This is a genomic window from Paenibacillus taihuensis (genome assembly GCF_003386535.1).
Taxonomy (GTDB): Bacteria; Bacillota; Bacilli; order Paenibacillales; family Paenibacillaceae; genus Paenibacillus_Z; species Paenibacillus_Z taihuensis.
On the sequence record NZ_QTTN01000008.1, the window covers coordinates 173838 to 200411 of the forward strand.

Sequence of the window (26574 nt, forward strand, 5' to 3'; positions counted from 1 at the left end):
TCACATTATTGAAGCACGAGCTTCGCAAATTTACGCTTGCCGACTTGAATGATATCGCCGTCAGCCGGTGTAACCACGGATGCCGGATCATCAATCTTCTCTTCGTTAATCCGAACAGCGCCCTGCTGCACGCTCCGTTTCGCCTCACTCACGGAAGCTTGCATGCCAAGCGTCGTGAGCAGCTTCGTGATCAAGATCGAGCCGTTATCCAGATCGGCTGCGGATAGAACTGCTTCCGCAATATCGTCTGGAAGCGCGCGTTTCTGGAACACCGTGATAAAATGCTGCTCCGCTGCTGCTGCTTCATCTTCGCCATGGTACATCCGTACGAATGTGCGGGCAAGCGCCATTTTGGCATCACGAGGATGCTTCGTGCCGTCTGCAAGACCGCTGCGCAGCGCAGCCAGCTCTTCATTGCTCATATCTGTCGCAAGCTCGTAGTACTTGAGCATCAACTCATCCGGAATGGACATCGACTTGCCGTAAATTTGGTTCGGCTCTTCGTCGATACCGATGTAGTTGCCGAGACTCTTACTCATCTTGTTCGCGCCGTCCAGGCCTTCGATGAGTGGAGTCATAATCGCCGCTTGCGTCGCTTTGCCATATTCCTTCTGCAGCGTACGGCCCATGAGCAGGTTGAACTTCTGGTCTGTACCGCCAAGCTCCACATCGCTCTCCAGCGCTACCGAATCGTAGCCTTGCATAAGCGGGTAGAAGAACTCATGGATACTGATCGGTTGGCCAGTCGTGTAACGCTTCGTGAAATCATCGCGCTCCAGCATACGTGCTACCGTTACTTTGGCCGAAAGCGTAACGACATCTGCAAAATTCATCGGTCCCAGCCACTCCGAGTTATAGTAAACCGTCGTCTTTTCCGGATCAAGCAGCTTGTAAATTTGCTTTTTGTATGTCTCCGCATTGCGCTTAACATCTTCTTCGCTCAGCTGTTTACGCGTCTCGGATTTGCCAGTCGGGTCGCCGATCCGACCTGTGAAATTACCGATAATGAGCTGTACCGAGTGTCCCAGCTGTTGGAACTGTCTCAGCTTGTGAAGGACGACCGTATGTCCGATGTGAATGTCCGGTGCAGACGGATCAAGACCAAGCTTCACCTTAAGAGGCTTGCCTGTTACAACCGAGTTGGCAACCTTTGCCATCAATTCATCCTCAGGCACAATCTCCACAACGCCGCGGCGGATGACATCCATTTGGCGTTCTACTTCTTGCTGCTGCGCAGCTGTAAGCTCTTCCCATTTAACCATTTTACCGTCCACTCCTGCCCTAGAAAATAGAAAAATCCTTCTGTCCTCAAGGGACGAGAAGGATTTGCTCGCGGTACCACCCTCGTTAGAGTCGCCAACTGCGCACCAGATACAACTGTATCGGCACGAGCCTTCATCAATAAGGCGGCTCTCACTTCATTTCATAACGGATTCTATCCGGAAACAGACTACTGGCACGGCACAAGTTATCGTTGTACGTCGTTCGTCCGATCAGCTCGAGGCGGTAATTCAAGTCTGCAGCGCGTACCGGTTTGCACCATCCACCGGCTCTCTGAAACGTTCCATCTGCAGCTCTACTGAAGCCTGTCAACACGTTGGAATATGAACTTTTTTGACTGTTCTTCTTATACCATACGCTGTTTACAAAAGTCAATGGGATCCCGATCCTAGCGGCCATTTTCTTGCCAAATTAGTGAATTCTTAGACAAAATAGTCTCCCCGAAGTGCAATAAGGTTGGCGATATATGCTATAATAGCGATGTTAATCAGAGGAGGCTTATCATTATATGGAACAAGAACGTGAGCAGAAGTCAAAAGGATACAGCAAATGGCGGACTTTTGGAATCGTGACGCTCATCACCTTGAAATGGTTATTCATCTTCGGTTTATTAATCGGGTTGTTTGCCGGAGCAACCGTCGCTGGATATGTCGCTTCCTTCGTCAAGGACGAGCCTGTACGTCCCCGCACTGATATCGAGAATAAAATAAATGAGAACGCCATCACTGGATTCGTTTACTTCAATGATGGAGTAACGCCTGTCGGCCAACTTCGAACAGAAGAAGACCGGCGGCTCATCAAGCGGAGCGATATTCCGCCGCAAGTCATCAATGCCGTGCTTGCTACAGAAGATAACAACTTCTATAAGCATATCGGCGTCGATTTCAACGGACTCGCACGCGCAGTGAAGCAGAAAGTGTTAAATGAAGATACGCAGACCGGCGGCAGTACGCTGACCCAGCAGCTCGCTCGGCAAGTGTTCCTGACGCTGGACAAGACCGACAGCCGTAAGGTCAAAGAGATTTTCCTCGCGCTTCGTCTCGAGCGGTTTATGACCAAGGATGAGATACTGACTGCTTATCTGAACAAAGTACAATTCGGTACAGGTAACAGCGGTTACAACTTGTACGGAATCAAAGCTGCTGCCAAAGGTATTTTTAACATTACGGATTTGACCCAGCTGAATATTGCCCAGTCTGCTTATCTGGCAGGCTTGCCGCAACGCCCTTCCGCTTATACGGCTTTCACGAGCAAAGGGAAGTTCAATGAATCAGGCTTCAAGCTGGCCGTAGATCGTCAACATATCGTTCTCATGCGCATGCTTCAAACAGGACGCATCAGCAACGAACAGTATCAAGAAGCATTGAATTTCGATATCCGCGCCTCTCTCGCGAAGCCGACAGAGAAAGCGTACTCGACATTCCCTTATCTGATGCTGGAGTCCGAGCGCCAGGCTGCCGAGATCTTGCTCATGCAAGAAAACCCGAACCTGACCATTGCGGACGTACGTAAGAAAGAGAACGCGCCGCTCGTTGAAGAAGCTCGTGAACACCTGCTTCGCGGCGGATATCACATCTACACGACGATTGACAAACGAATCTACAACTCGATGCATAAAGTCGGCTCTGATCCGTCCAACTTCGATCCGGACAGCAAGACCAAAGGGATGGAACAAACGGCTGCAATCATGCTCGACCATAAGTCAGGCGCGATTCTCGGCATGCTCGAAGGACGCGACTTCTACACCGAGCAAATGAACCATGCGACGCAGATGACGCGTCAGCCGGGTTCGACGATGAAGCCGATCGCTGCGTACTTGCCTGCGATTGAGTCCGGACTTATTCAACCAGGCAGCGTCATAGACGATGCGCCGATCGTGCTCAAGGATGGCCAGAAGGGTTATCACATTCCGATGAACGTGACGAAGAAGTTCTACGGCCTTGTCACTGCCCGTGAAGCGCTCAATCGCTCGTTGAACTTGCCTGCGCTTAAGATCTTCAACAATGTCGTTACGATTCCGGAAGCATGGAAGTTCGCGAAGAAGCTCGGTATTACGACGATTAAGCCGGAAGACGACTATGCGCAGACCGGTGTAATCGGCGGACTTAGCGTCGGCGTATCGGTTGAAGAGATGACGAATGCATACGGCGCTATTGCGGATAACGGTGTTTTCAATGACGCATATATGATTAGTCGAATTACAGACGCGAACGGCGAAGTCGTGTACGAGCACGAGAAGAAGCCGCTTCGAGTCTTCTCCGATCAGACTGCATTCTTGATGACGGATATGCTCAGAACGGTTATTTCGGAACCAAACGGTTCAGGTCATATGATTACGACGTTATTCAAGAAATACGGCAAAATCCCGGTTGTCGGCAAAACGGGTTCGACACAGAGCTATGGCGATGTTTGGTTCATGGGCTTCACCCCTGACATCACGCTTGGTGTATGGGTCGGTTATGAGAAGCAAATCTACACGCTATCCAAGGATGGCCGCAACCACGCCAAACAGATCTGGTCGAAAATTATGAATGAAGTGACGGATGAGCGGCCTGAGTTGTTCCCGACCAAGCAGTTCTCGATGCCTTCGGGCATTGTGAAGTCGACGGTATCCAGCGTAAGCGGCAAGCTGCCGACAGAGCTGACTCGTGCGAACGGCAAGCTCGTCACAGACTGGTTCAACAGCAAGTTCTTGCCGAAGGAAACGGATGATGCGCTCGTGAAGATGGCTGTCATCCCATGGAATGGCGTCAACTACATTCCGCAGCCAACGACTCCGACTGACATGGTCAAAGAGATGACGCTCGTGAAACGCGAGAAGCCGCTCGATGTACTCATGCAGGAGATCCAAGCCGCGCAAGAGAAACTGCCTGAGGACAGCCGCAGACCGATGTCCGTCTATCTGCCGCAGGATGCGTCGCAAAGCGCGCCTTCCATCACCGATCCTCGTGTAGATGATGGTGCAGCTCCTTCGGCGCCAACTAATATTCGGATTACGCCGGTTGAAGGATCAAGTGCTTACCGGATCTCATTCGCAGCTTCCCCGCAGAAGGATGTTGTCGGATACCGGTTGTACCGCAAAGCCAATGACGGTCCTTTCGTGAATACGAACAAGCCTGTTCTCTCTGGCGAAGAAACAAGATTCGTCAATTATGTTGGGGCTGGCGCATACAGCTACTATGTAACAGCGGTTGACGTCGCAGGCAAAGAATCAGCGCCAAGCTTGGCTGTTACAAACGGCAACGGACCTCCTCCTGTAGTGATCGGTTCGGATACGTCAGGAGGTACCGGATCAAACGCTCAAGATTTGGGTGACGATACAGGTATCGTGCTCCCTAGCGATGGCGGTGGCTCGAACTCCGGCGGAAGCCAAGGTTCATCGAACGGAGCAGGTCTTACTGCCCCATCTGCGCCAATAAATGTTCAGATCGAACGTACCGATATCGGCGTCAAGCTAACTTGGCCAGATAACGCAACCTCTGAGCAAGTGACCGAGTATGATGTGTATTACAGCACAACGGAGAACGGCAGATTCAAGAAGATCGGATCGACGAATGAATCCAGGTTCGAGTATGTATCACCGATGACGAGCGGATTCTTCCGCGTCACTGCAGTCAATGAGGCTGGCGAGTCCGCCGCCTCTGCGACGGCAGGTGTACAATAAAAGAATGGTTTAAGAACAGAAAGAGGGCTGCATCGTTGAGATGCAGCCCTCTTCTGTTCTTAATAACCTACGCTGATTAGTCTTCTATAGTCGACAAATCGCCTGTCGGCAAGTTCAGCTCCCATGCCTTGAGCACACGGCGCATAATCTTACCACTGCGCGTCTTCGGAAGCTTATCCTTGAACTCGATCTCACGCGGTGCAGCGTGCGCAGAGAGTCCTTCCTTCACGAACTTCGCAATATCCGCCTTGAGCTCCTCGGATGGCGTGAAGCCCTCACGAAGCGCTACAAACGCTTTAATGATCTCACCGCGCATTGGGTCAGGCTTACCGATAACGCCCGCCTCAGCGACAGCTGGATGCTCTACAAGCTTGCTCTCAACCTCAAACGGACCTACGCGCTCGCCCGCCGTGTTAATAACGTCATCGATCCGGCCCTGGAACCAGAAGTAGCCGTCCTCATCGCGGTAAGCGGAGTCGCCGGAGATATACCAGCCCGGAATGCGGAAGTACTCTTCATACTTCGCCGGATTATTCCATACTTTGCGCATCATCGATGGCCAAGGCGTCTGAATCGCCAGGTTACCCATGCGGTATGGCGGCAGCTCGTTGCCGCTGTCATCGATAATCGCTGCTTTCACGCCTGGAATCGGCTTCCCCATCGAGCCTGGTTTAACATCCATGCTCGGATAGTTACAGATGAGCTGTGCGCCGGTCTCCGTCATCCACCATGTATCGTGAATGCGCTGGTTGTACACTTTAAGACCCCAACGTACAACCTCTGGGTTCAGCGGCTCGCCGACGCTGAGCACGTGACGAAGGCTCGAGAGGTCGAACTGCTTCACGACGTCGTCGCCAGCGCCCATCAGCATGCGGAATGCTGTTGGCGCACTGTACCATACCGTTACACCGTAGCGTGCAATTGTAGAATACCAATCCTGCGGGCTGAAACGGCCGCCGCGGATGACATTCGTCGCACCGTTAAGCCATGGTGCGAAGATGCCGTACGACGTGCCTGTAACCCAGCCTGGATCGGCTGTACACCAATAAATATCGTCAGGCTGCAGATCGAGCACGACTCGGCCTGTGAAATAATGTTGAATCATTGCATTTTGAACATGCAAAATACCCTTCGGCTTCCCTGTTGATCCGGAGGTGTAGTGAATCAGCAAGCCGTCTTCGCGGCCCAGCCATTCAATTTCCGCTTCATCCGAGGCATTAGTCATCTCTGCTTTGAAATCAACGATACCTTCGCCCGCTTCTACATTGTCACCGAATACGATAACATGCCTCAGCTCAGGAAGCTCGCTGCGCGGAATTCGCGAGAGAAGTGCCGGCGTCGTAATGATCGCAGTTGCGCCGCTGTCCAGCAAACGGTCACGAACCGCTGTCTCCATGAACGCTTCGAAGAGCGGACCAACGATGGCGCCGACTTTGAGCGAGCCCAGCAAGCTGAAATACAGCTCTGGCGTACGCGGCATGAAGATGAAGACGCGCTCGCCCTTCCCGATTCCGAGTCCGCGAAGCACATTCGCGAAACGGTTCGATTGTTTGGATAGTTCCTGATACGTATAAGACTCGTCCCTGCTGCTATCGCTATAGTAGAGGGCAACTTTGTCGCCTCGGCCTTCTGCCACGTGGCGGTCGATCGCTTCATAGGCCATATTGACTTTGCCCGTTTCGTGCCAGGAGAATTGCTGTTCAAGCTGATCAAAACTAAAATTACTATAGGTTTCTTCATAGCTTGTCATGTTGGAGCCAGTTGCCGTTGCCGGAATCCGTTCTTGATGCATGTTTGACATTTCCATCATCCTCCTACCCAATATACAACAACCGATTCTAGCGGGAGCAGCCCCCGTAATGACGCTCGTAACTAGGAATACGCTTTCATATTATATCATAGCTTGCTTAAGTTGAACCATTCTTTTCAGCAGTTGTTTTTTTTGCTATAAGTAGTTTAGAACGGGAAAGGAGCCATCAACTGTTGGAACATCGCAAAAGGATTCATCAGCAGATTGTCCCGAACGGAGAAAGCAATATCATCATCGAAGGTCCGCTCCCCGCAGAAGTGCTGAAAGAGCTTACCCTTCACCCGCAGCTCGATGCATTTCGTAGACCTGCCGAGCAGCACAAAGCGCTCATCGAGATTGCAGAACTGCCGGAAGGCCGCATTATTGCGGCAAGAGACGGTGAGGTCATCGTGGGCTATGTCACCTTTCACTATCCCGATGAGCTGGAGACCTGGTCTGAAGGCGGCATGGCGGATCTAGTTGAACTTGGTGCCGTTGAGGTTGCAGATGATTATCGCTCGCTTGGCCTTGGCAAGAAAATGATTCAGAACGCATTTGACTACGATCAGCTTGAAAATGTCATTGTGTACACAACCGAGTATTATTGGCACTGGGACCTGGAAGGAACCGGCCTCAACGTATGGGAATACCGCGCTATGATGGAGCGGCTGATGAAGTCCGTCGGTATGGAGTGGGTAGCGACCGACGACCCTGAAATTTGCGCGCATCCGGCGAACTGCCTGATGGTTCGAATCGGGCGTGAAGTACCGCTCAGCTCCATCGAACAATTCGACCGCGTCCGCTTTAGACAACGGTTTATGTATTAGGCAAGGCGCAGCAGATGTAGAAAGGAAGCGAAAGACGCATTATGACGGACAACGCCGTATATATCCATCATCAAGATGCAAGCCGGTACAAGTTTAATAAGGACCATCCTTTCGACCCGATGCGTTTAACGCTCACGCACAGTCTCCTTCAAGCAGCAGGCGCGCTCACGGATTCATCGTGCAGACAGCCTTCGCCCGCCGATGTCGAGCTGCTGAAGCTGGTACATCGCGCTGATTATATTGATGCCGTGCGCAGCTTGAGTTCAGACAAGCCTGATGAAGAAGCCATCAAGCGCGCTTCACATTATGGATTGAATACGGAGGATACCCCGTACTTCCCTGGTATGCATGAAGCTACCGCCGCGATCGTTGGCGGCTCGGTGCTCGCGGCAGATCTCGTGATGAGCGGACAAGCTAAACACGCCTATCATATGGCTGGCGGACTCCATCATGCTTTTCCCGACCGCGGTGCTGGCTTCTGTGTGTATAATGATGCCGCGATCGCGATCGCTCACATTCAGAAGCAGTACGGCGCGCGCGTCCTCTATATTGATACTGACGTGCATCATGGCGACGGCGTACAATGGACGTTCTATGCTGATCCTGACGTGTGTACATACTCCATCCACGAGACGGGCAAATATTTATTCCCAGGCACCGGCTTCGTCGCCGAGCGTGGAATTGACGCTGGCTACGGGACAACGATCAACGTGCCCGTCGAACCATACACAGAAGATGAATCTTGGCTGGAGAGCTTCGTCTCGTCGATTGAGAAGGTTATCGAAGTATTCAAACCGGATGTCATCGTCAGCCAGCACGGCTGTGATGCACATGCCTATGATCCGCTCTCGCACATTCATTGCAGTATGCGCATTTATCAAGCGATGCCCGCTCTTATTCATCAGCTTGCTCACCGATACACCGAAGGACGCTGGATCGCCGTTGGCGGCGGAGGCTATGACATCTGGCGCGTCGTTCCTCGCGCCTGGGCGCTCGTCTGGCTTGAGATGACCGATCATCCGATTGCCGCACAGCTGCAAGAGCAGACAGGCAACGAGCCGCTGCCCCAAGCATGGCTGGACAGCTGGTCCGCAGCAAGCCCTGCTCCATTGCCGTCTCATTGGCTCGATGATGTACAGCAGTGGCAGCCGATTCCCCGCAGAAGCGAAATTGAAAAGCGCAACCGGGAGATCACCGCACTCGCCATCCAGCAGCTATAGGCGAAACGCAAAAAAGGCAGCTTCCCATCCGCTCCGGCATGGAGTGAAAGATGGGAAGCTGCCTTATTGTTGTTACATATGCTGAATCATTTCATCGATAATTTGATGCGAGTTCACGGAAGCTTGTACCGTAAATTCCGCGAAGTTTACATGTGCGGAGCCGTCTGCCTTATCCGACATCGAACGGATGACGACGAACGGAACCTCGTTCATGACGCACACTTGCGCAAGCGCAGCGCCTTCCATCTCCGTACAAGCACCGCTAAGCTCATCGTGAAGAGCTTTAACGGTCCCGCGCGAGGATACGAATTGGTCGCCGGAAAGCACTTTCCCCTTCGCACAGCGGCCTGGGAACAGCTTCTCTGCTGCATTCGCTGCCAGCTCCACCAAATCCGGTGCCGCCACGAATTCCCAAACATCCTGGAACGGGATTTGACCCCGAGCGAAGCCAAGTGCTGTTACGTCCATATCATGCTGCAAGCAAGTCGTCGACACGACGATATCTCCGATGTTGAACTTCGGATCTACCGCGCCCGCTACCCCTGTAAACAATACACAATCAACACCGGCATTGATCAGAAGCTGCGTGCATACAGCGGCATTGACCTTTCCAACGCCGGATTTGCAGAACACAACTTGACGACCATGCAGCGTGCCTTCTACATATTCAATACCCGCTTTCACGAAAGAGCTTGTCTTCTCGACATGCTTGTGAAGCAGTTCAATTTCTTCGACCATGGCACCGATAATGCCAATCTTGTGATACGATGTTGTCATTTTCGCTTATTTGCTCCCTACCGACTGACGGTTCACAATTTCATGCGGCAGGATAACGCGTGCGTTGTCAACCGCTTCCTTCTTCATAAGCTTCGTGAGCAGACGCATCGATACCGCACCGATATCGTACATCGGCTGTGCCACGGCAGTCAGCTGCGGACGCACCATGGACGCCATACGGCTGTTGTCTACGCTAATAACCGAGATGTTGTCCGGCACTTTAAGACCTGCATCCTGGATGCAGTGAATCGCGCCAATCGCCATCTCGTCCGTTGCGGAGAATACAGCTGTCGGACGCTCGCTCAGATCAAGGAAATACTTCATCGCATCTACGCCGGATTCATACCGGTAGTTACCGATACGAACGAGCGACTCATCGTAAGGCAAGCCTGCCGCTTCAAGCGCACGCTTGTAGCCTTGGAAACGCGCATAGCCGTTCGCTGGATCCTGCAGCGTTCCGCAGATCATTGCAATGCGTGTGTGGCCGCTCCGAATAAGAGCTTGTACCGCATCGAAAGCTGCGCCTTCGTGATCGATATCAACCGAAGGAATCGTTCCCTGCTCATCTGTCGTCGCGCAAAGCACGATCGGCACATTCGCCGTTCTGAACGCTTGCAGATGCTCTTCCGTAACAGCGCCGCCCATGAACAAGAGTCCGTCCACTTGCTTCTCGAGCAACGTGTTGATGACGCGAATCTCTTTATCTTTCTTCTTATCGGCATTACAAAGAATGATATTGTAATGATACATGTTAGCAATGTCTTCGATACCGCGTGCAACTTCTGCGAAGATCGCGTTCGAAATATCTGGAATAACGACACCAACTGTCGTAGTCTTCTTGCTTGCAAGTCCACGCGCTACTGCGTTAGGACGGTAGCCAAGTCGTTCGATGGCTTCAAATACTTTCTTGCGTGTCTGTGGCTTAACGTTTGGATTGTTATTCACAACCCGGGAAACAGTCGCCATCGATACGCCCGCTTCTCTTGCTACATCATAAATGGTTACTGTCACGGTCCTTCTCTCCATTAACTCAAATTTGTTCTCGCGCCGCACTACTTTACCGTAATGATACGACAAAATATTACTTTTCGCAATGTGTCCCGAGATGCTCGTCTAATGATGAGTAGGTAATCCGCCAGTGTGAAGCATGCCATGACACGCTGCCATTCTGTACAAAAAGAAGCTGAGGCGACTCGTGCTTCATGCCGAGCTGCTCTGAAATCGCATTCGATACCGGCCGACTTTCCGGCACGAGCACCATAATCACCTTGAAACTAAGCTTCGTCGCATCCTCCAGCCAGTTCGACAGCTCTTCATGAGCGCCGCTGCTGATGGAGCACTGTGTGCTATGTTTAAATATTAATAGCGGTTCTGTGGCAGCAGCCGAATAAGCCGCTTCCCACTGCTCGATTGTGGATATTGGTGAGGGCAGCTCCATGCGCTTGACCCGCTCCCTTCATCTACGACTACCATATTGAAGCAGACTCCGGCTTAGCTGGGCTAGCCGCTTATGTATATCTGCTGTCCACTCTGTATCGCCTGCAGCTTGTGCAATCTGGAACAAATCAAGCAGCATATCGATGCGCTCTTCCGTCATGCGCCGCATGATGACCGGATCGGACACTTTCTTATCATGGTAAGCCTCTACCAACAAATTTGCCCATTCGTTCCATTCGTTAAACAGGAACGTCTGCTTCACAGGATGAGCGCCTAGTTGGCCAATTAAACCTGTGAGGTCTGGCTTCACTTCCGGGAACACTTCGCTGCGGTTGCAGGAACGACATGAGAAAATCGGCACATTATCGATTTCCACTTTATTCGAATATATAACAGTACGCAGCTTCATTGGCATTTCGTCGCCGCAAGAACAGCGTTTTAGCAAAATCGTCCACTCCTTCTCCTAAATAAGCAGAACACCTAAGCGAAATCAGAAAGGCGTTTCTCGACGATTAAGATATTCGACCTATTGCAAAAAAAGTCCTGCTTTGCGGCGAGTTGTAATTTTTGCATCATTCGGATGTTACAACCATTGTTGTTTGCTTCATGAAAGCACGGGAGGGTACAATAGGGACGAGCTTCGTACATAGATGAAGGAGGAGAAGAGAGTGTCCTTACAAGGAAAAACAGTCATATGCTTGCTGGATGATGAATTCGAGGATTTGGAGCTGTGGTATCCGGTGTACCGCGTTCGCGAGGAAGGCGCTACAGTATTATACGCAGGACCGGAGAAGAACCGGACTCATATTGGAAAATACGGCGTTCCCGCTACAGCTGATCTTAGCTTCGACGATGTTGACGGCAGCCAAATCGACGGCCTGCTCGTTCCGGGCGGTTGGGCGCCGGACAAGCTTCGCCGTTATCCGAAGGTTCTGCAGCTTGTGAAGGAAATGGATGAGGCAGGCAAGCCGATCGGCCAAATCTGCCACGCGGGCTGGGTACTGATCTCGGCTAAAATCCTGCAAGGCCGCAAAGTCACTTCGACACCGGGCATTCGCGACGATATGGAGAACGCAGGTGCGACTTGGATCGATGAGCCGGTTGTTGTGGACGGACATATTATCTCGGCACGTCGTCCGCCGGACCTTCCGCCATATGCGAAGGCGTTCGTGGATGCGCTGAAGAACGGATAAGATGCATGATAAAAGGCGGCACCCTTGAAACTTGTTTCAAGGAGTGCCGCCTTCTTTTATTTCGTCATTTTCTCAGCTTGCTGCTGTTGTTGTTTTTCAATAGCCGGTGCTTCCTTCTTGCTTTCGCTTTCAATCCGAACAGCCATCGGTGACAGAATTTCGTGAACTTGCTTGCTTGTTCTGCACGCCATAATTTGCTCGAACAGATCTAGGCTTGCTTTCTGCGTTAGCGTGAGCAGCTTCTCCTTCACCGGCAAAATCGCTTGCGCCGACATGCTCAGCTCGTCAACGTCAAGCGCCAGCCAGATCGGGAGCGCCTTCAGATCGCCGGCCATTTCGCCGCAGACGCCGATGTGAATGCCTGCGCGCTTGGCCGCTTCGATCGTCAGCTTCAGCATCCGCAATACGGCAGGGTGGAATGGCTCATACATATACGAGATTTGCTCGTTCATCCGGTCTACTGCGAGCGTGAACTGAATGAGATCGTTCGTGCCGATGCTGAAGAAGTCCACTTCATCCGCCAGCATATCCGCGATAACGACGGCTGCTGGAAGCTCGATCATAATGCCGACTTCGATCTTCTCCGAGAAGCCGATCCCTTCCTCGCGCAGCTCCTGCTTGCACTGCTCGAGCAGATTGTTCGCCGTACGAACCTCTTCCACCGATGAAATCAGCGGATACATGATTTTCACATTCCCATAATAGCTCGCTCGCAATATCGCTCGAAGCTGCGTTTTGAACAAGGATGTCTTATCGAGGCAGATTCGGATCGCCCGGTAGCCTAGGAACGGATTCTCTTCCTCCGGCAGCTCGAAGTAATCCAGTTGTTTATCTCCGCCGATATCGAGCGTACGAATAATCAGCGGCTTATTATCGAGCTTCTCGGCAGCGCCGCGATAGACCTCATACTGCTCGTCTTCCCTCGGAAGCCTGCTGCGGTCCATATAGAGAAACTCGGTGCGGAACAGGCCGACGCCGCTCGTACCGCTCGCCAGCGCGACCTCCAGCTCCTTCAGCGAGCTAATGTTCGCGCTGAGCTCCAGCTCCTTGCCGTCCTTCGTCACTGGCTTCAAGCCGACGATGCCGCGCAGCTGCTGCTTCTTCTCCTGGTGGAGATGCTGCTTCGCGGTATACTGCTCCACGACTTGCTGCTCCGGTTCCATGATGACGATGCCGAGCTCGCCGTCAATAACGAGCATATCGCCTGTCTGAATCGGCTCTTCCAGCTTCGACTCAATGCCGACCACGAGCGGAACGCCGAGCGCTCTCGCCATGATTGACGAATGCGAAGTCGTGCTTCCAGCCAGCGTTGCGATGCCGAGCACGTGATTCGGATTCAAATGCGCGAGCTGTGATGGAGACAATTCCTTCGCAATAAGGATGAACGGCTGCGTATCCGAGGGCAGCGTAATTTCCGGCGCTCCCAGCAGATGCTTGAGCAGCCGGTTGCCAACGTCCTTGATATCCAGCGCGCGTTCCTTCATATATTCATCATCAAGCAGGTCGAACATGGTGACGAAGTGATCAATTGCTTCTTTTACCGCCACCTCTGCCGCCTTATATTGCCGCTGGATAATGCCTTGAATTTCATTCATGAAGACGGGATCATCCAGAATGGCAATATGCGCGTCAAAGATACTGCTTTCCTCCGGGCCGACAACCTCGCGCAGCTCATCCTTCAAATGCTCGATTTCGACCTTGGAGGTGCGAATGCCTTCATATAAACGTTCAAATTCACGGGCCAAGTCGCCTACGTCGATCTTTTGCTCCGGTAGATCCCATTCCCAATTCGGCAGAACGAACGCCTTTCCGATTGCGATGCCTGGTGATGCCCCAATTCCTTGAATCACGCTGTTTCCCCTCCACCGCTTCTCTCTTTTAGAACGACTGACATGACGGAAGCTTGACCCTTCTTAACCCCTTTGAACGGGGCGAAGCTCCAGGAGCTGACAAGATCCGAATTGGTAATAACCATAGGAGTCGCAAGCGACTTGCTTCCTTTGCGGACTTTCTGCATATCAAACGTAATGAGCAGCTGGCCCGGCTTCACCTGATCGCCTTCCTGCACGACCGCTTCAAAGCCCTGCCCCTTCAGCTGCGATGTATCGATACCAATGTGCAGCAGTACTTCAAGCCCTTCGGCCGTCCGAATGCCGATCGCATGCTTGGTCGGGTAAATATGAATGATTTTGCCCGTTACCGGGGATACGAGCTCTCCCTTATCCGGCATGAAAGCTACGCCGTCACCGACGAGCTTGCCGGAGAAGATCGGGTCAGGCACTTCCGAGATCGGCATCATTCGACCCTGCATCGGCGCGCTGAATAGTACCCTAGATATATCTCTTCGGATCGCCTTGTCCATTTCCTCCCGTATGAGCTCGGAATAGGTGCCGAAAACGATCTGAACGTTGCCGCCGCCCAGCCGGATAACGCCAGCCGCGCCCAGGTGGCGAAGCGCATTAATGTCAATGAGCTTGTCGCTGGACACCTTCAGACGAAGCCTCGTAATACAAGCTTCCATCTGCACGATGTTCTCTTTGCCGCCAATTGCTTGCAGGATAAGCGGCGCGCGATATGGAATATCGCCTGCCCATTCATCGAGCGGCGAGCCTTCCTCGCGGCCTGGCGTCGGAATTTGGAACCGATGGATCGCCCATCGGAACATTACATAATAGAGCAGTCCGAATAAGAGGCCGATCGGGATAAGCAGCCAGCCTCGGGTAGCGAGATGCTCATTAATTAAGAAATCGATCGCTCCTGCCGAGAACGAGAAGCCATGCCGGATGCCTAGCTCGTAGGTAACCCACATCATCGCACCGGAGAGAAGCGCATGGATAACGAACAGATAAGGCGCTACAAATAGAAACGCAAATTCGATCGGTTCGGTCACGCCAGTAAGAAAAGAAGACAACGCGGCGATCATAAACGTCTTGCGGATCTTCGGCTTCAAGTCTTCACGTGCCTCATGAATAATGGCAAATGCAATCGCAGGCAGCGCGAACATCATCGTCGGGTACAAGCCTGCCATATAGCCGCCCGCTGTCGGATCTCCTGCGAAGAACCGAGGCAAATCGCCGAACACGACTGAGCCATCTCCAGACGTATAACCTCCAACTTGGAACCAGAATACATGGCTGACGAGATGGTGCAAACCGAAAACAACGAGGATACGCAATACGAAGCCGAACAGGAAGACGCCGAAGCCTCCGCCTGATTCGATGACGTCGCCCAGCTCCATCAGACCGTTATGTATGTATGGCGCGATCTGGACCATCACGATTGCCAGCAGCGTGGAGAACACGCTTACCGCAAGCGGGATAAACCTCGGCCCGCCGAAAAATTGTATATATTCCGGGAACTTGATCGACTTAAACCGTTCATTAAATATACTGGTGACAATCCCGATAAGTACGCCGGTCAGCACCGTTGGTTCGAGCTCATAGTGGCTCGCGTTAATGACGCTTGTATAAATAAACATGCCTGCTATTGCGGCGAGGCCTGCGGTTAGCGCGTTACTGGTCATGCCCATCGCGATGCCAAATGCAAACAAATACGGCAAGTACGCGAACAGCGCGTGGCCTGCTATTTGCAGATGGGTCTGCATATCGGGCAATCCTATCGATGCCCATGGCAGCGCGCTAAGGCTAAGGAAAATAGCGGCGCCGGGCAGCACGATCGTCGGCAGCATCAATGATCGGCCAAGCTGCTGCAGGTGACCCATTATGTTCATAAGCTGCCTCCTTAGTTTCATTGCGAAGTTTTATACTCTTGATCGTAAGCGTTCCCATCGTCTTTGTCAAAATAAAAGACGGACCGCGATGGTCCGCCTTTTTCGTTTTGAATAGGCTAAACGAAAGGCCCTTATTGCTTCGATTTCCCATTCGGCAGCAGGATGGAATCCTCTACTTTAATACAGCGATCCATGATGAGCTGCATGCCTGCACGCTCTGCAATGGCAGCGACCTCGTCATTGTGGATGCCGAGCTGCAGCCAGAGCGTCTTGGCGCCGATCTCGGCTGCTTCTTCAGCAACAGGAGGCGTATGCTCGCTGCGGCGGAAGACATTCACGATATCAACCGGGAACGGGATATCTTTGAGCGAGGCGTAACTCTTCTCGCCAAGAATCTCCGTCGCGTTCGGATTGACCGGAATGATCCGGTAGCCCTTCGCTTTCATCGCTTCGGACACCATATAGGAGGTGCGATCCGGCTTGTCGGATAAACCGACGACAGCTACGGTTGTCGTCTCTTCGAGAATGCGTTTGATTTCATCGCGTGAAGGATTAGTAAAAGCCATGTGAATACCATCCCTTCTTCTATTGATTACCCGTATAGCCTGCTTAGTCAGCCTGTTTCCTATTCAATCCATTCCACATTCGCGCCGAGCGCCTTCAGATGGTCGAAGAAGATCGGATACGACTTCGCCACATGATGCGCGTCGCGGATACGAAGCGGCTGCTTCGCGCGAAGACCAACGACCGTGAGCGCCATAATGACGCGGTGGTCATAATGCGCGTTGATCTCAACGCCGCCTTCAACGCCTTCCGGACGGCCGTGAACGATAATTTCGCTTTGGCGCTCTTCTACGTTCGCGCCCGCTTTGCGAAGCTCGTTCAAGTAGTCCGTAATTCGATCGCACTCCTTGTAACGGAGGTTCTCGACGTCATAGAAACGGGAGGTGCCATCTGCGAATACAGCAGCCGCAACCATTGCGAGAACGGCATCCGTTGCCTTGTCGCCGTCGAATTCGACTGCTTTCAGCTTGCCGTTTCCCTTCACGTGCACAATGCCGTCTTTATGCGTGAGCGGTACTTCCATCATACGAAGCACGTCGACGATTGCGCGTTCGCCTTGCTTACTGTTCTCTTCCAGGCGGTGAAGGATCACATCGGACTCCGTTACTGCAGCAGCTGCGAGCACAGCCGCAGAGCCTGGGTAGTCGCCTTGAACAACATATTTCTTCGCGAGGTACTTCTGGCCGCCTTTTACCTTATAATACATAAGGTCTTCGGTCGCTTCGATGACGATCCCGGCTTGCTCCAGCACTTCGAGCGTTTGACCGACAACCACTTTGGATTTGAGATCATGAAGCACTTCGATCTCGCTGTCTTCTTCAAGTAGCGGGGTCAAGAACAGCAGTGCGCTCAGGAACTGCGAGCTGACATTGCCGCTCACCTGAATTTTACCACCTTTGGCTTGTCCGCCGCGAATCGTAATCGGCAGTCTGCCGTTGTTGTGCTGTACGTCAACGCCGATCTGGCCAAGAGCATCAATCAGATCATCATGCGGACGTTTGCCGAGCGAGTCCGGATAGCGGTTAATGAACGTTACATCCGGAGCAAGCGCCGCGATGGCCATCAAGAAACGAAGCACCGCGCCTGCATTGCCAACATCAAGCTCTTTCACGTCTTTCGGATTACGGCCAAAGCCGGTAATCGTGATCTTCTCTTCATCTTCTTCAATGACAGCACCGAGATCGCTGATACAGCGGCGCATCGCATCACTGTCTTCACTGTGAGCCGGGTAGTAAATCGTGCTCGTGCCTTCCGCCAGTGCAGCTACAAGCAGGTAACGTGTCGTATAGTTCTTGGAAGATAGAGCTTGCAGCTCGCCATGCAGTCTTGGTGTTGGGGTTACGCGTACATCCATCGTAAAAGTCGTCTCCTTTATGTAGGTGTAAGTGTTAAAATCGCTGTTTCAAGCCTTGCTCGATTAGATCGACTACTTCTTGCACCGTGAGATGCGTGGTATCAATGGCCAGATGGGCAAAATCATACGCGTGCTTCCGGTCCTCAAGCAGCTTGTACACCCGGCCAGCAACATCGCCTTGCAGCAGCGGACGGTCCGGGTCTTGACTGACACGTGCGATAATCTGCTCCGGGTCTGCTTTCAGCGCGACCACGAAGCTGCCTTCGAGCATCAGCTTCCGATTGCGCTCAGCCAGTACGGCACCTCCGCCAGTTGCGATGACGAGCGGTTCTGTACGTTCAATGACGTCAGCAAGCGCTGCGGTTTCAGCTGCGCGGAACTCCGACTCGCCACGTGATGCGAAGATATCGGGAATCGAGGCGCATTCTCGCCGGACGATCTCGGCATCAACATCGATGGCGCTGCAGTTCAGACGCGCCGCAAGCTCCCTGCTGACCGTCGATTTGCCTGTGCCCATAAACCCGATCAGGGCTACATGCCCGCTCGGCTTTTCCTTGCTCACTTGAAACACCTTCCCCTGCCTTTTGAAAGCGTAATCCTGCATTCAAAAACATTTCCCACGATTATACCATTATTCAAGAATATCGGGTATAAAAAAGTTCATTTTACCGTAGAGTTGATAGTACTAAGTAGCTCACATTTTTATATGAGGAGTGACATGAGTGATGGCTGCATTCCCCGAACCCTTCTCCGTGCAGTATCGAGTGAATCGCATCTTTAATCCGGATTATCCGCTCTCATCCGACGACGTTATATGGACACTTGAGTTTATGAAAAAGAAAGTGGCTGATGAAGCGCCTGAATTGCTCAGTCTCCCCCAGCCACTTCTATTAAAGAAATTTCAAAGCTTCGCCGAAGCATCATTGCTCCTGCTTAAGCAGCGCAGCGGCTGCGGCGGCGTTGAAGCCGACCGGATGCGCCGCTGTCTGCAAGAAGTCATAACAGGTCTTAAGATTGAATCCAATTGAAGTGGAAAGTGCCTTCTTTGTCCACACGTTTGAACGTGTGAGCACCGAAGTAGTCGCGCTGCGCTTGCAGCAGGTTCGCAGGCAGACGCTCCGTACGGTAGCTGTCATAGTAGGACAGCGCGCTTGCGAATGCCGGTACCGGAATACCTTGCGTAACCGCAGTTGCGACTACTTCACGCCATGCGCCTTGGTACGATTCCACGATTTCTTGGAAGTAGCTGTCAAGCAGCAGGTTTGTCAGGCCGGCGTTGCGATCGTATGCGTCTTTGATGTTTTGCAGGAAGCCTGCACGGATGATGCAGCCGCCGCGGAAGATCATCGCGATGTCGCCGTAACGCAGGTTCCAGCCGTACTCGTCGCTTGCTGCGCGCATTTGAGCGAAGCCTTGTGCGTACGAGCAAATTTTGCTTGCGAACAATGCTTTGCGAACAGCCTCGATGAATGCCGCTTTATCGCCTTGGTAAGGAGCCGATTGCGGTCCTTTCAGAAGCTTGCTAGCTGCAACGCGCTCATCCTTCAAAGCGGACAAGAAACGGGAGAATACCGATTCCGTAATGATCGACAGCGGTACGCCAAGATCGAGCGAGCTTTGGCTTGTCCATTTGCCTGTACCCTTCTGGCCAGCGGAGTCGAGGATTACGTCAACCATTGGCTTGCCAGTTTCTTGATCGTATTTCGAGAAGATGTCAGCCGTAATTTCAATCAGGTAGCTGTCAAGCTCGCCTTTGTTCCACTCCGTGAAGATGGAGTGCAGCTCCTCTGTGCTTACGCCGAGAACACGGTTCAACAGGTCGTACGCTTCGCAGATCAGCTGCATGTCGCCGTACTCAATACCGTTGTGAACCATTTTCACGTAGTGGCCTGCACCGTCTGGACCGATATATGTGCAGCAAGCATCGTCGCCGACTTTAGCGGAGATTGCTGTCAGAATTGGCTCAACCAATTTATAGGCAGACTCTTGACCGCCAGGCATGATGGACGGTCCTTTCAGCGCGCCTTCTTCACCGCCGGAAACGCCAGTGCCGATGAAGCGGAAGCCTTTCTCTTCAAGCGCTTTGCTGCGGCGAACCGTATCAGGGAAGTACGCGTTGCCGCCGTCAATGATGATGTCGCCTTCGGAAAGGTGAGGTACGAGCGCGTCGATCGTTGCATCAGTACCTGCGCCTGCTTGTACCATGATTAGAATTTTGCGCGGAACTTCAAGGGAAGCCACGAACTCTTCGATTGTGTATGTACCGAAGAGGTTTTTGCCAGCCGATTCTTTGAGCAGATCGTCTGTTTTCTCACGGGAACGGTTGTAAACCGATACTGTAAATCCTCTGCTTTCGATGTTCAATGCAAGGTTCTTGCCCATGACCGCAAGGCCGATAACGCCGATTTGCTGTTTAGACATATGGGAGCTCCACACCTTTTCTCTTTAATAGTAATAACAGTTGCACTGCACTGCTTTAATGCAGTTCACGCATACAATACTCCTATTTTACTCTTTTTAACCGGGAATGAAAACCATGTCACCTATAAAAATTGTCGATGACCGTACGAAAGTATCGACATAATCAAAATAAACCCCCGGGTCGCTTGCGCTCCGGAGGTTTATTCGCGTGCATGAATCTTGGCTATATCAAAGCTCAAGCTGGATCATCTCAGTTCTAAGGGATTGTAGTCGCTCCTTGGACTGCGCCATATCGGCTTCGCGCCCTTCCGAAATCGCTTCGTGGAGGACGGATAGCTCATAATCAAGCTCGAAACGCAGAACGGAAGCCCGCTCCTCTGCCCTTTTCGACTGAAACGCCTGAATCACTTCTTCGACGGTAACAAAAGGTTTCTTCTGATAAATGATACGATGTTCCATGCCGGACACCTCCACAAGACGAATTATCTCGCCAAACATAATGCTTTCGATTACGATTTGCCGGTCTTTAAACCGTTTGACGACTGCATGCCCGCGTGAATCATTGATTAATTTCTCGAGCAAATCCGACAGCTTCTCATCCTTGATCAAATAATCGCCGACAATTTTGTAACGGCCCCGAACTCGCTGAAACCGAAGCTTGACAAGCTTTCGGCCGCTCCGGACCGATATGAGAAAATAAACATCCGTTTCGCTCCAATACAGCGAATACCCCTCCTGGATCAAATCCCGAATAAGATTTTGGATTTGCCGTCGGTCGAATCGCAGTTCTAAATTGCAATATTCTACTTCGTAACTTTTGTTCATCGGCAAGCCCTCCCTTCAGATGGGAAATAGTTGACGAAATGTTCTGAATATTCTCTCATATAATCATCTTATACTTCATCTTATGTTCTGGCAACTTGGATTATTGACTATTTTTAGCCTTTTCGAGCCCATTTGGACAACAAAGTTTTATAAGAAAAAAGCTGCCCAAGGACTGCATGACTGCAGTCGCCTGGACAGCTTATTTTGGAAGCAAAATTGCTGGAAGTCTGCCTAGACAAACCATCGTTCAAGTATAATGCCGAATGTCACTCCGCTTACAACTGCGCCTACGAAGCTGTAAATGCCTGCACGGAAACGCTGCTGGAACATCTTGAGAATACCGAGGCTGAGAAGCGAGAAGAAGAGCATAATGAACACAGCGCCTACGATGAACAGCGCAGCGGAAATTTGGCTAACGTCAACCAGTGTCAAATGAAACACTCCCTATGCATGTCTATACTCGCATTATACGCCAAGATTGGCGAGTATCGCCAGCGCCAGGAAGCGGCAAGATCAGACAAATTGGTGAATTTTCTTCTATAATATGCGGGAATATGCGGGCGTATTTACAACCCTTGAATCGAAGCGATATGGGATCGTTTGCTCGGCGGCCGTTTCTTCAGCTTAATCTTGAGCACGGCACCGTCGTACTCAGCGATACATGAACGCGGCAGCACGAGCTTCGGCAGCCGGATTACTTCGTTCTCACTGCCGCTTATTCCGCTCAGCTTGACGCGATCCTCTTTCACCAGCAGCTTGAGCGCCCCCAGATCTGCTGACTCTCCAAGCGGATATGTGACGATGACATGCCGCTTCGTCTCCAATATATTCGCATTCGACTGCCGGAGCGTGGATGAGGCCGCCGGCAGCGCTTTATTCATCATTTTGCGTACATAATTCTCGATCCAATCCGATTGCTTGAAAATGTCGAATCCTTTCGGCAGCTGCTGCGTCTCCATCCATTGCTCGAGCTCCTCCCAATCCCCTGCCATACCCCGCACCTCCAGCACCTGAAACCTTGTCGCCATCATCATATGCAAATTTGCCCGAGATGGGCACAAACCGTGCCACACTTGCACAACTGGGCGTTTGCCGCATAAGATGTCATATCCCGTGCTGAAAGATCAAGTAAGGAGTGACCGTGCAATGCCCGCAATCGTTGGCTTCGTTAAAGTGATTAGCGTCGGCTCGAGCGCCGTCGTTCAATTTGGCGATTCCGTCCAAATTTCTCCTTCGAGCTCTTCCAAGACCTATGCCGGCGCAGGCTCCTTCCTGACCGGCGGCCTTACGAACTCGAACAATGCTGTTAGCGCAACGAATACAAACGACCCAGACTTCCAAGACAACACGAACAATGAAGTTGCTACCGGAGTGAACGTGTAATGGCCATTACCGTTCATCAGACCATTACGATTCATCAGCTAAGGGTAGACAGTGTGGCGAACTCCTCCGTCCTGCAGGTCGGGACGGCGGGGTCCATCTCTTCCTTGTCGCAGTTGTACAATTCAGGCGGCTTTACCGGTGCGGCGCCTCAGGTCGAGGAGAATCCGCTAAATTTCGTTCCGCTGCCGAATCCACGTTAACGACGGAGGTGCCTATTGCCCATGCAGCCAAGCGATCAACAGCCGAACACGCCGTGGCAGATGTGGAATCTGCTCAGCCAAAATATGCATAAGCTGCATTGCCAGTTGAATGAGCAGCAGGCCGTCATAGTTAAGCTTAACAAGCAAATTGAAATGCTGAACGCCCGCATTGAAATGGCTGAGAAGAAACCGATGTATCATGTCGATACGATACAGTATCATTTTGACCAATTGAAGGTCGAAAAGCTGGACGGCACGCTCAATATCGGGATGACGCCGCCAAGCGAAGAGTTCGTCAAGGAAGTCGGACAGCTGGTGCTGCCGGGCAAAGGCAACGTTAGCGAGGTCGTTGTGAACGATCCGGGCATGCTCGGGAAGACGCCGCAGCAGATTGCAGCACAGAATGCGCAGAATAGCAAGGTCAATCATTTCCCTACTCAAGGCGGCCTGGTCGGCGGACCGCAAGACACGATGCCTTCCGCCCCATTCCCGGAAGTTAGGCGGCAGGTCGACCTGTTCCTTGACCACACAGCGCCTGAACGGCTCAAGGCGATTGAGACGGAGATGAATCTGCCGCTTGACCCGTATCACCGCAGACTCGTTATTGAGGATATTCGGAAGCAAATGAGCGCGCGGATACAGTACTACATCCAGCTGGCGTCCAAAGAACAGGGTGGAACGCAGGCTGAAGGTCAAAGCGGCTCAGGAAGCACTAGCGGAGGCAGTGGTGCTGGTGCTGTCTCAGGTACGGTTGAGAAACCGAGCATTCCGCAAATCGTCATCTCCAAAACAACTCGCGATATCGAGATGGCGCTGCGTAATTATATGACCAAGCTGCAGAACGGATAGTTTGTACAGGTAGAAAGGGGCTTTCATCACCTATGCAATTAAATGTCGTCAACCATGTGCTCGCCGTCGGAAGTATTCAATTAACCGGTGTCGCGAGTGCTTCCATGCTTCAAATCGGAGATACGGAGCAGATTTCGCTCGTCTCCATGTTCGATACGCCGCCGGAATCCGTTATCGTCGGACCGATGGCACCGCTTGAAGAACCGGAAGACTTCATCCGCGCTGAAGGCGAGGCGGATGTGTTCAAGAAGGAAACGCTGGAAGGGCTGGAGACGCTGCTGCATGGCGATGGGGGGCCAAAGAATGAATCCTAAGGATCAGCCGGAAGACTTCCCCGTCCGAACGTCTGAGGTTGGCGGCATATACGTAAACACAGTGGGCACCGCCTCTGTCGTGCAGATCGGCGACCGGGCAGAAGTGAATGCGTCGCTGCGCGCACTTGCTGTTCAACGTGCCTCCGACCATCTCATCTCCGGAAATGTGTATTTCGAATCGTACGATATTTTTGATCGGGACACGCCAACATTGAAGACCTTGATCAATGAGCAAGATCCAGAGCCGGATTATGTGCGGACAACCAATTGCTTGCCTACAATAAGCGTCGGCTGCATCGAAATCATCGCCATCAGCAGCGCGGCGCTGCTGCTTATCGGCAATGGTCTGAAGATGAAGGGCGAAGCTCGTGTAAAGCATGTTCGGCAATTCGCTTCACCGTCGCCCGTACCGACCATTTATGACGATGCAGGAAGGATGAAGAAATTGGAAGGTTAATTTAGTCGCTTGCCCCGCAAGGCTGATTGCCCCGCATAGATCCTGCAATCCCTCCTAGGCGAATGTGCAAATACAAGGCTACCCGGTACAAACGTCCAATCGAATCATGCGCTAAGGCATATATTACAAATGTGATATGAAACATCACAAATTAACCACTCGGGAGGTATGTACAGTGGGATACGGCGGTGTAGGTGGCGCAGGATTAGGTTGCGGACCAGGCCTTCTTTGGACTAGTGCGGGCATTATTCTTGTACTCTATATTTTGTTAGTAATCGTTCTTCGTGGCGGTTTTATCTAACATCCTATTGCTCATAACAAAAACCGGTCCTGCCGTGATGGCAGGACCGGTTTTTGTATTACCGCTTCGCTTCCGCTTCCTCCGTCAGCATCTGAATGAAAGCAGCGATCGGCATCTTGCCGATGTCGCCTTTGCCCCGGCGCCTCACGGCTACGTCGTTCGAGCCGCGTTCCGCTTCGCCTATCACGAGCATATACGGCGCTTTCTCAAGCTGCCCCTCGCGGATCTTATAGCCCAGCTTCTCATTACGCCCATCAACCATGACGCGCAGCCCTGCCTCCTCGAGCCTCCGCTTCACGGAGAACGCGTGGTCGTGATCCTTCTCTGACACGGGAATGATCTTCACCTGCACCGGTGACAGCCAAAGCGGGAAAGCACCAGCGTAATGCTCAGTAAGGATGCCGACGAATCGGTCGATCGAGCCATAGACTGCACGGTGAATAACGACCGGACGGTGCTTCGCGCCATCCTCGCCAATATAGGACAAGTCGAACTTCTCCGGCATCTGGAAGTCCAGCTGAATTGTTGCACATTGCCAGCTTCGCTTCAGCGCATCGAGGATGTGGAAGTCGATCTTCGGCCCGTAGAACGCGCCGTCGCCTTCATTGATCCGATAAGCGATGCCCCGTTTGCCGAGCACGCTCTGCAGCGAGGATTCAGCCTGGTCCCACAGCTCCTGCGAGCCCATCGAATCTTCAGGGCGAGTCGACAGCTCAATCCGGTAGGAGAATCCGAACACCGCGTAGATATCGTCGATGAGCGCGATCACCCTCCCGATCTCCTCCTCGATCTGATCCGGGCGAACGAACAGATGCGCATCATCCTGGCAAAATGTCCGCACCCGCATCATGCCGTTCAGCGCACCGGAAAATTCGTGGCGGTGCACTTGGCCATACTCCGCGATTCGAATCGGCAGCTCTCGGTACGAGTGCAGGCTGTTCTTGTAGATCAGCATGTGTCCAGGGCAGTTCATCGGCTTCAGCGCAAAATCGGATTCATCCACTTTAGTAAAATACATATCGTCCTTGTAATGATCCCAATGGCCGGATTGTTCCCACATCCGCCGGTTCATCATGAACGGCGTACGCACCTCGTCGTACCCGCGTTTGTTCTGCATGTCGCGCGAGAACTGCTCCAGCTGTGACCGCAGCTTCATCCCTTTCGGCAGATAGAACGGCATGCCCGGCGCTTCCTCCGAGAACATGAACAGCTCAAGCTCCTTGCCGAGCTTGCGGTGATCCCGCTTCTTCGCCTCTTCAAGCAGCTGCAGATGCTCATCCAGCTGCGCCTTCTTCGGGAACGCTGTGCCATAGATGCGCTGCAGCACGGCGTTCTCTGAGTTGCCCCGCCAGTAAGCGCCGGCAACGGACTGCAGCTTGAACGCCTTAATCCGGCCAGTCGACGGAAGATGCGGTCCGCGGCACAGATCGGCAAATTCACCCTGCTCGTAAATCGAGATCTCCTCCGTTTCCGGCAAGTCGCGGATGAGCTCCAGCTTCAGCTGCTCCCCTCGCCCCTCGAAGAACGCCAGTGCTTCCTCCCGGCTTACGACACGGCGGACAAAAAGTACATTTTGCTGCACGATCCGCTCCATCTCTTTCTCAATCGCCAGCAAGTCAGTTGGAGTGAGCGGCTGATCAATGGCGACGTCATAATAAAATCCGTCCTCGATGACAGGTCCAACGCCGAGCTGAACCGCCTCATCGCCATAAATTCGCTTAATCGCCTGCGCCATCAAGTGCGCTGTGCTGTGGCGAAGAATTCGGAGCCCTTCCTCATGCTCGAGCTCGATGATCTCCAGCTCGCAGTCTTCTTCGACGAGACGGCTGAGATCGACCAGCTTCCCACTAAACTTAGCAGCTACGGCTTGCTTCGCTAAGGAAGCGCTAATTGATTTGGCCACATCCTCCGCCGATATGCCTGTTTCGTAGCTTCTGACCATTCCGCTTGGCAGCTTTACATTTACGATGTTTCCCACGAGACTTCCT

Annotated in this window: 27 protein-coding genes and 1 other annotated feature; of the genes, 11 read left to right on the forward strand and 16 right to left on the reverse strand. The window is 52.3% G+C overall.

Features of this window, described 5'->3' with window-relative positions; genetic code table 11:
* Positions 1-5 precede the first annotated feature (5 nt).
* Positions 6-1262, reverse strand: coding sequence for a tyrosine--tRNA ligase (gene tyrS, locus A8990_RS09415; RefSeq protein WP_116188757.1), 1257 nt, complete (start codon positions 1260-1262; stop codon positions 6-8).
* Between the two features lie 46 nt (positions 1263-1308).
* Positions 1309-1602 (reverse strand) — a binding site (T-box leader).
* A 187-nt stretch (positions 1603-1789) separates the two neighbouring features.
* Between tyrS and A8990_RS09420 the strand changes: the two genes are divergently transcribed.
* Entirely contained in the window at positions 1790-4945 is a 3156-nt protein-coding gene (locus tag A8990_RS09420) for a transglycosylase domain-containing protein (protein WP_116188758.1), read from the forward strand.
* Between the two features lie 76 nt (positions 4946-5021).
* Here the strand turns inward: A8990_RS09420 and acsA are convergent, their stop codons facing one another.
* Positions 5022-6746, reverse strand: coding sequence for an acetate--CoA ligase (gene acsA / locus A8990_RS09425; RefSeq protein ID WP_116188759.1), 1725 nt, complete (start codon positions 6744-6746; stop codon positions 5022-5024).
* A 182-nt stretch (positions 6747-6928) separates the two neighbouring features.
* On the opposite strand from acsA, the gene A8990_RS09430 reads away from it, so the two are divergent.
* A complete protein-coding gene (locus tag A8990_RS09430) occupies positions 6929-7561 on the forward strand; it encodes a GNAT family N-acetyltransferase (RefSeq protein ID WP_116188760.1) in 633 nt (210 codons plus the stop codon).
* 41 nt (positions 7562-7602) lie between these two features.
* On the forward strand, positions 7603-8781 hold the full coding sequence (locus tag A8990_RS09435; protein ID WP_116188761.1) for an acetoin utilization protein AcuC: 1179 nt from the start codon (positions 7603-7605) through the stop codon (positions 8779-8781).
* 72 nt (positions 8782-8853) lie between these two features.
* On the opposite strand, the gene A8990_RS09440 is transcribed toward A8990_RS09435, so the two are convergent.
* The 4 genes from A8990_RS09440 to A8990_RS09455 form a co-directional block, all read right to left on the reverse strand.
* On the reverse strand, positions 8854-9558 hold the full coding sequence (locus tag A8990_RS09440) for a 5'-methylthioadenosine/adenosylhomocysteine nucleosidase (RefSeq protein WP_116188762.1): 705 nt from the start codon (positions 9556-9558) through the stop codon (positions 8854-8856).
* A 6-nt stretch (positions 9559-9564) separates the two neighbouring features.
* Positions 9565-10569 carry a catabolite control protein A gene (ccpA, locus tag A8990_RS09445; RefSeq protein ID WP_116188763.1) on the reverse strand — a complete coding sequence of 335 codons (1005 nt, stop codon included), beginning with the start codon at positions 10567-10569 and terminating at the stop codon, positions 9565-9567.
* A gap of 70 nt (positions 10570-10639) precedes the next feature.
* Positions 10640-10996 (reverse strand): bacillithiol system redox-active protein YtxJ, encoded by a 357-nt coding sequence (ytxJ, locus tag A8990_RS09450; RefSeq protein WP_116188764.1) that lies wholly within the window; start codon positions 10994-10996, stop codon positions 10640-10642.
* An 18-nt stretch (positions 10997-11014) separates the two neighbouring features.
* A complete protein-coding gene (locus A8990_RS09455) occupies positions 11015-11440 on the reverse strand; it encodes a hypothetical protein (protein ID WP_116188765.1) in 426 nt (141 codons plus the stop codon).
* 223 nt (positions 11441-11663) lie between these two features.
* Between A8990_RS09455 and A8990_RS09460 the strand changes: the two genes are divergently transcribed.
* On the forward strand, positions 11664-12188 hold the full coding sequence (locus A8990_RS09460) for a type 1 glutamine amidotransferase domain-containing protein (RefSeq protein ID WP_116188766.1): 525 nt from the start codon (positions 11664-11666) through the stop codon (positions 12186-12188).
* A 56-nt stretch (positions 12189-12244) separates the two neighbouring features.
* On the opposite strand, the gene ptsP is transcribed toward A8990_RS09460, so the two are convergent.
* From ptsP to A8990_RS09485, 5 genes are all read right to left on the reverse strand, one after another.
* The gene (ptsP, locus tag A8990_RS09465) at positions 12245-14038 is read right to left on the reverse strand and encodes a phosphoenolpyruvate--protein phosphotransferase (RefSeq protein WP_116188767.1); all 1794 of its coding nucleotides are present in this window, start codon (positions 14036-14038) and stop codon (positions 12245-12247) included.
* The gene (locus tag A8990_RS09470) at positions 14035-15918 is read right to left on the reverse strand and encodes a glucose PTS transporter subunit IIA (protein WP_116188768.1); all 1884 of its coding nucleotides are present in this window, start codon (positions 15916-15918) and stop codon (positions 14035-14037) included. The genes ptsP and A8990_RS09470 overlap by 4 nt, the downstream gene beginning before the upstream one ends.
* A gap of 131 nt (positions 15919-16049) precedes the next feature.
* A complete protein-coding gene (locus A8990_RS09475) occupies positions 16050-16484 on the reverse strand; it encodes a CoA-binding protein (protein ID WP_116188769.1) in 435 nt (144 codons plus the stop codon).
* 59 nt (positions 16485-16543) lie between these two features.
* The gene (aroA, locus tag A8990_RS09480; protein WP_116188770.1) at positions 16544-17836 is read right to left on the reverse strand and encodes a 3-phosphoshikimate 1-carboxyvinyltransferase; all 1293 of its coding nucleotides are present in this window, start codon (positions 17834-17836) and stop codon (positions 16544-16546) included.
* Positions 17837-17870: 34 nt separating this feature from the next.
* Entirely contained in the window at positions 17871-18398 is a 528-nt protein-coding gene (locus tag A8990_RS09485) for a shikimate kinase (RefSeq protein WP_245995917.1), read from the reverse strand.
* A 160-nt stretch (positions 18399-18558) separates the two neighbouring features.
* Here A8990_RS09485 and A8990_RS09490 point away from each other — a divergent pair, with 160 nt between their 5' ends.
* Positions 18559-18864 (forward strand): hypothetical protein, encoded by a 306-nt coding sequence (locus A8990_RS09490; RefSeq protein ID WP_425463893.1) that lies wholly within the window; start codon positions 18559-18561, stop codon positions 18862-18864.
* Here A8990_RS09490 and gndA read toward each other — a convergent pair.
* The 4 genes from gndA to A8990_RS09510 all read right to left on the reverse strand — a co-directional run bounded on the left by gndA (position 18845) and on the right by A8990_RS09510 (position 22074).
* Positions 18845-20257, reverse strand: a complete 1413-nt coding sequence (gndA, locus tag A8990_RS09495; protein WP_116188773.1) for an NADP-dependent phosphogluconate dehydrogenase — start codon at positions 20255-20257, stop codon at positions 18845-18847. The genes A8990_RS09490 and gndA overlap by 20 nt on opposite strands.
* Positions 20258-20485: 228 nt before the next feature.
* Entirely contained in the window at positions 20486-21082 is a 597-nt protein-coding gene (locus A8990_RS09500; RefSeq protein WP_116188774.1) for a hypothetical protein, read from the reverse strand.
* A gap of 231 nt (positions 21083-21313) precedes the next feature.
* Positions 21314-21514 (reverse strand): hypothetical protein, encoded by a 201-nt coding sequence (locus A8990_RS09505; RefSeq protein WP_116188775.1) that lies wholly within the window; start codon positions 21512-21514, stop codon positions 21314-21316.
* Positions 21515-21648: 134 nt separating this feature from the next.
* Positions 21649-22074, reverse strand: coding sequence for an Hsp20/alpha crystallin family protein (locus tag A8990_RS09510; protein WP_116188776.1), 426 nt, complete (start codon positions 22072-22074; stop codon positions 21649-21651).
* Between the two features lie 154 nt (positions 22075-22228).
* Here A8990_RS09510 and A8990_RS09515 point away from each other — a divergent pair, with 154 nt between their 5' ends.
* The 6 genes from A8990_RS09515 to A8990_RS32060 all read left to right on the forward strand — a co-directional run bounded on the left by A8990_RS09515 (position 22229) and on the right by A8990_RS32060 (position 24586).
* Complete coding sequence (locus A8990_RS09515) at positions 22229-22465, forward strand: spore germination protein (protein ID WP_116188777.1); 237 nt, start codon at positions 22229-22231, stop codon at positions 22463-22465.
* Positions 22465-22665: a spore germination protein GerPB gene (locus tag A8990_RS09520; RefSeq protein WP_116188778.1), complete on the forward strand. Its 201-nt coding sequence runs from the start codon at positions 22465-22467 to the stop codon at positions 22663-22665. The genes A8990_RS09515 and A8990_RS09520 overlap by 1 nt, the downstream gene beginning before the upstream one ends.
* Before the next feature lie 21 nt (positions 22666-22686).
* Complete coding sequence (gene gerPC, locus A8990_RS09525; protein WP_116188779.1) at positions 22687-23514, forward strand: spore germination protein GerPC; 828 nt, start codon at positions 22687-22689, stop codon at positions 23512-23514.
* Between the two features lie 32 nt (positions 23515-23546).
* Complete coding sequence (locus tag A8990_RS32470) at positions 23547-23828, forward strand: hypothetical protein (RefSeq protein ID WP_281272493.1); 282 nt, start codon at positions 23547-23549, stop codon at positions 23826-23828.
* Positions 23818-24285, forward strand: a complete 468-nt coding sequence (locus A8990_RS09535; RefSeq protein WP_181909483.1) for a spore germination protein GerPE — start codon at positions 23818-23820, stop codon at positions 24283-24285. Before A8990_RS32470 ends, A8990_RS09535 begins: the two co-directional genes overlap by 11 nt.
* Positions 24286-24460: 175 nt before the next feature.
* Positions 24461-24586, forward strand: a complete 126-nt coding sequence (locus A8990_RS32060) for a sporulation protein YjcZ (RefSeq protein ID WP_245995918.1) — start codon at positions 24461-24463, stop codon at positions 24584-24586.
* Between the two features lie 58 nt (positions 24587-24644).
* On the opposite strand, the gene thrS is transcribed toward A8990_RS32060, so the two are convergent.
* Entirely contained in the window at positions 24645-26564 is a 1920-nt protein-coding gene (thrS, locus tag A8990_RS09540) for a threonine--tRNA ligase (protein ID WP_281272494.1), read from the reverse strand.
* Positions 26565-26574: the final 10 nt, after the last annotated feature.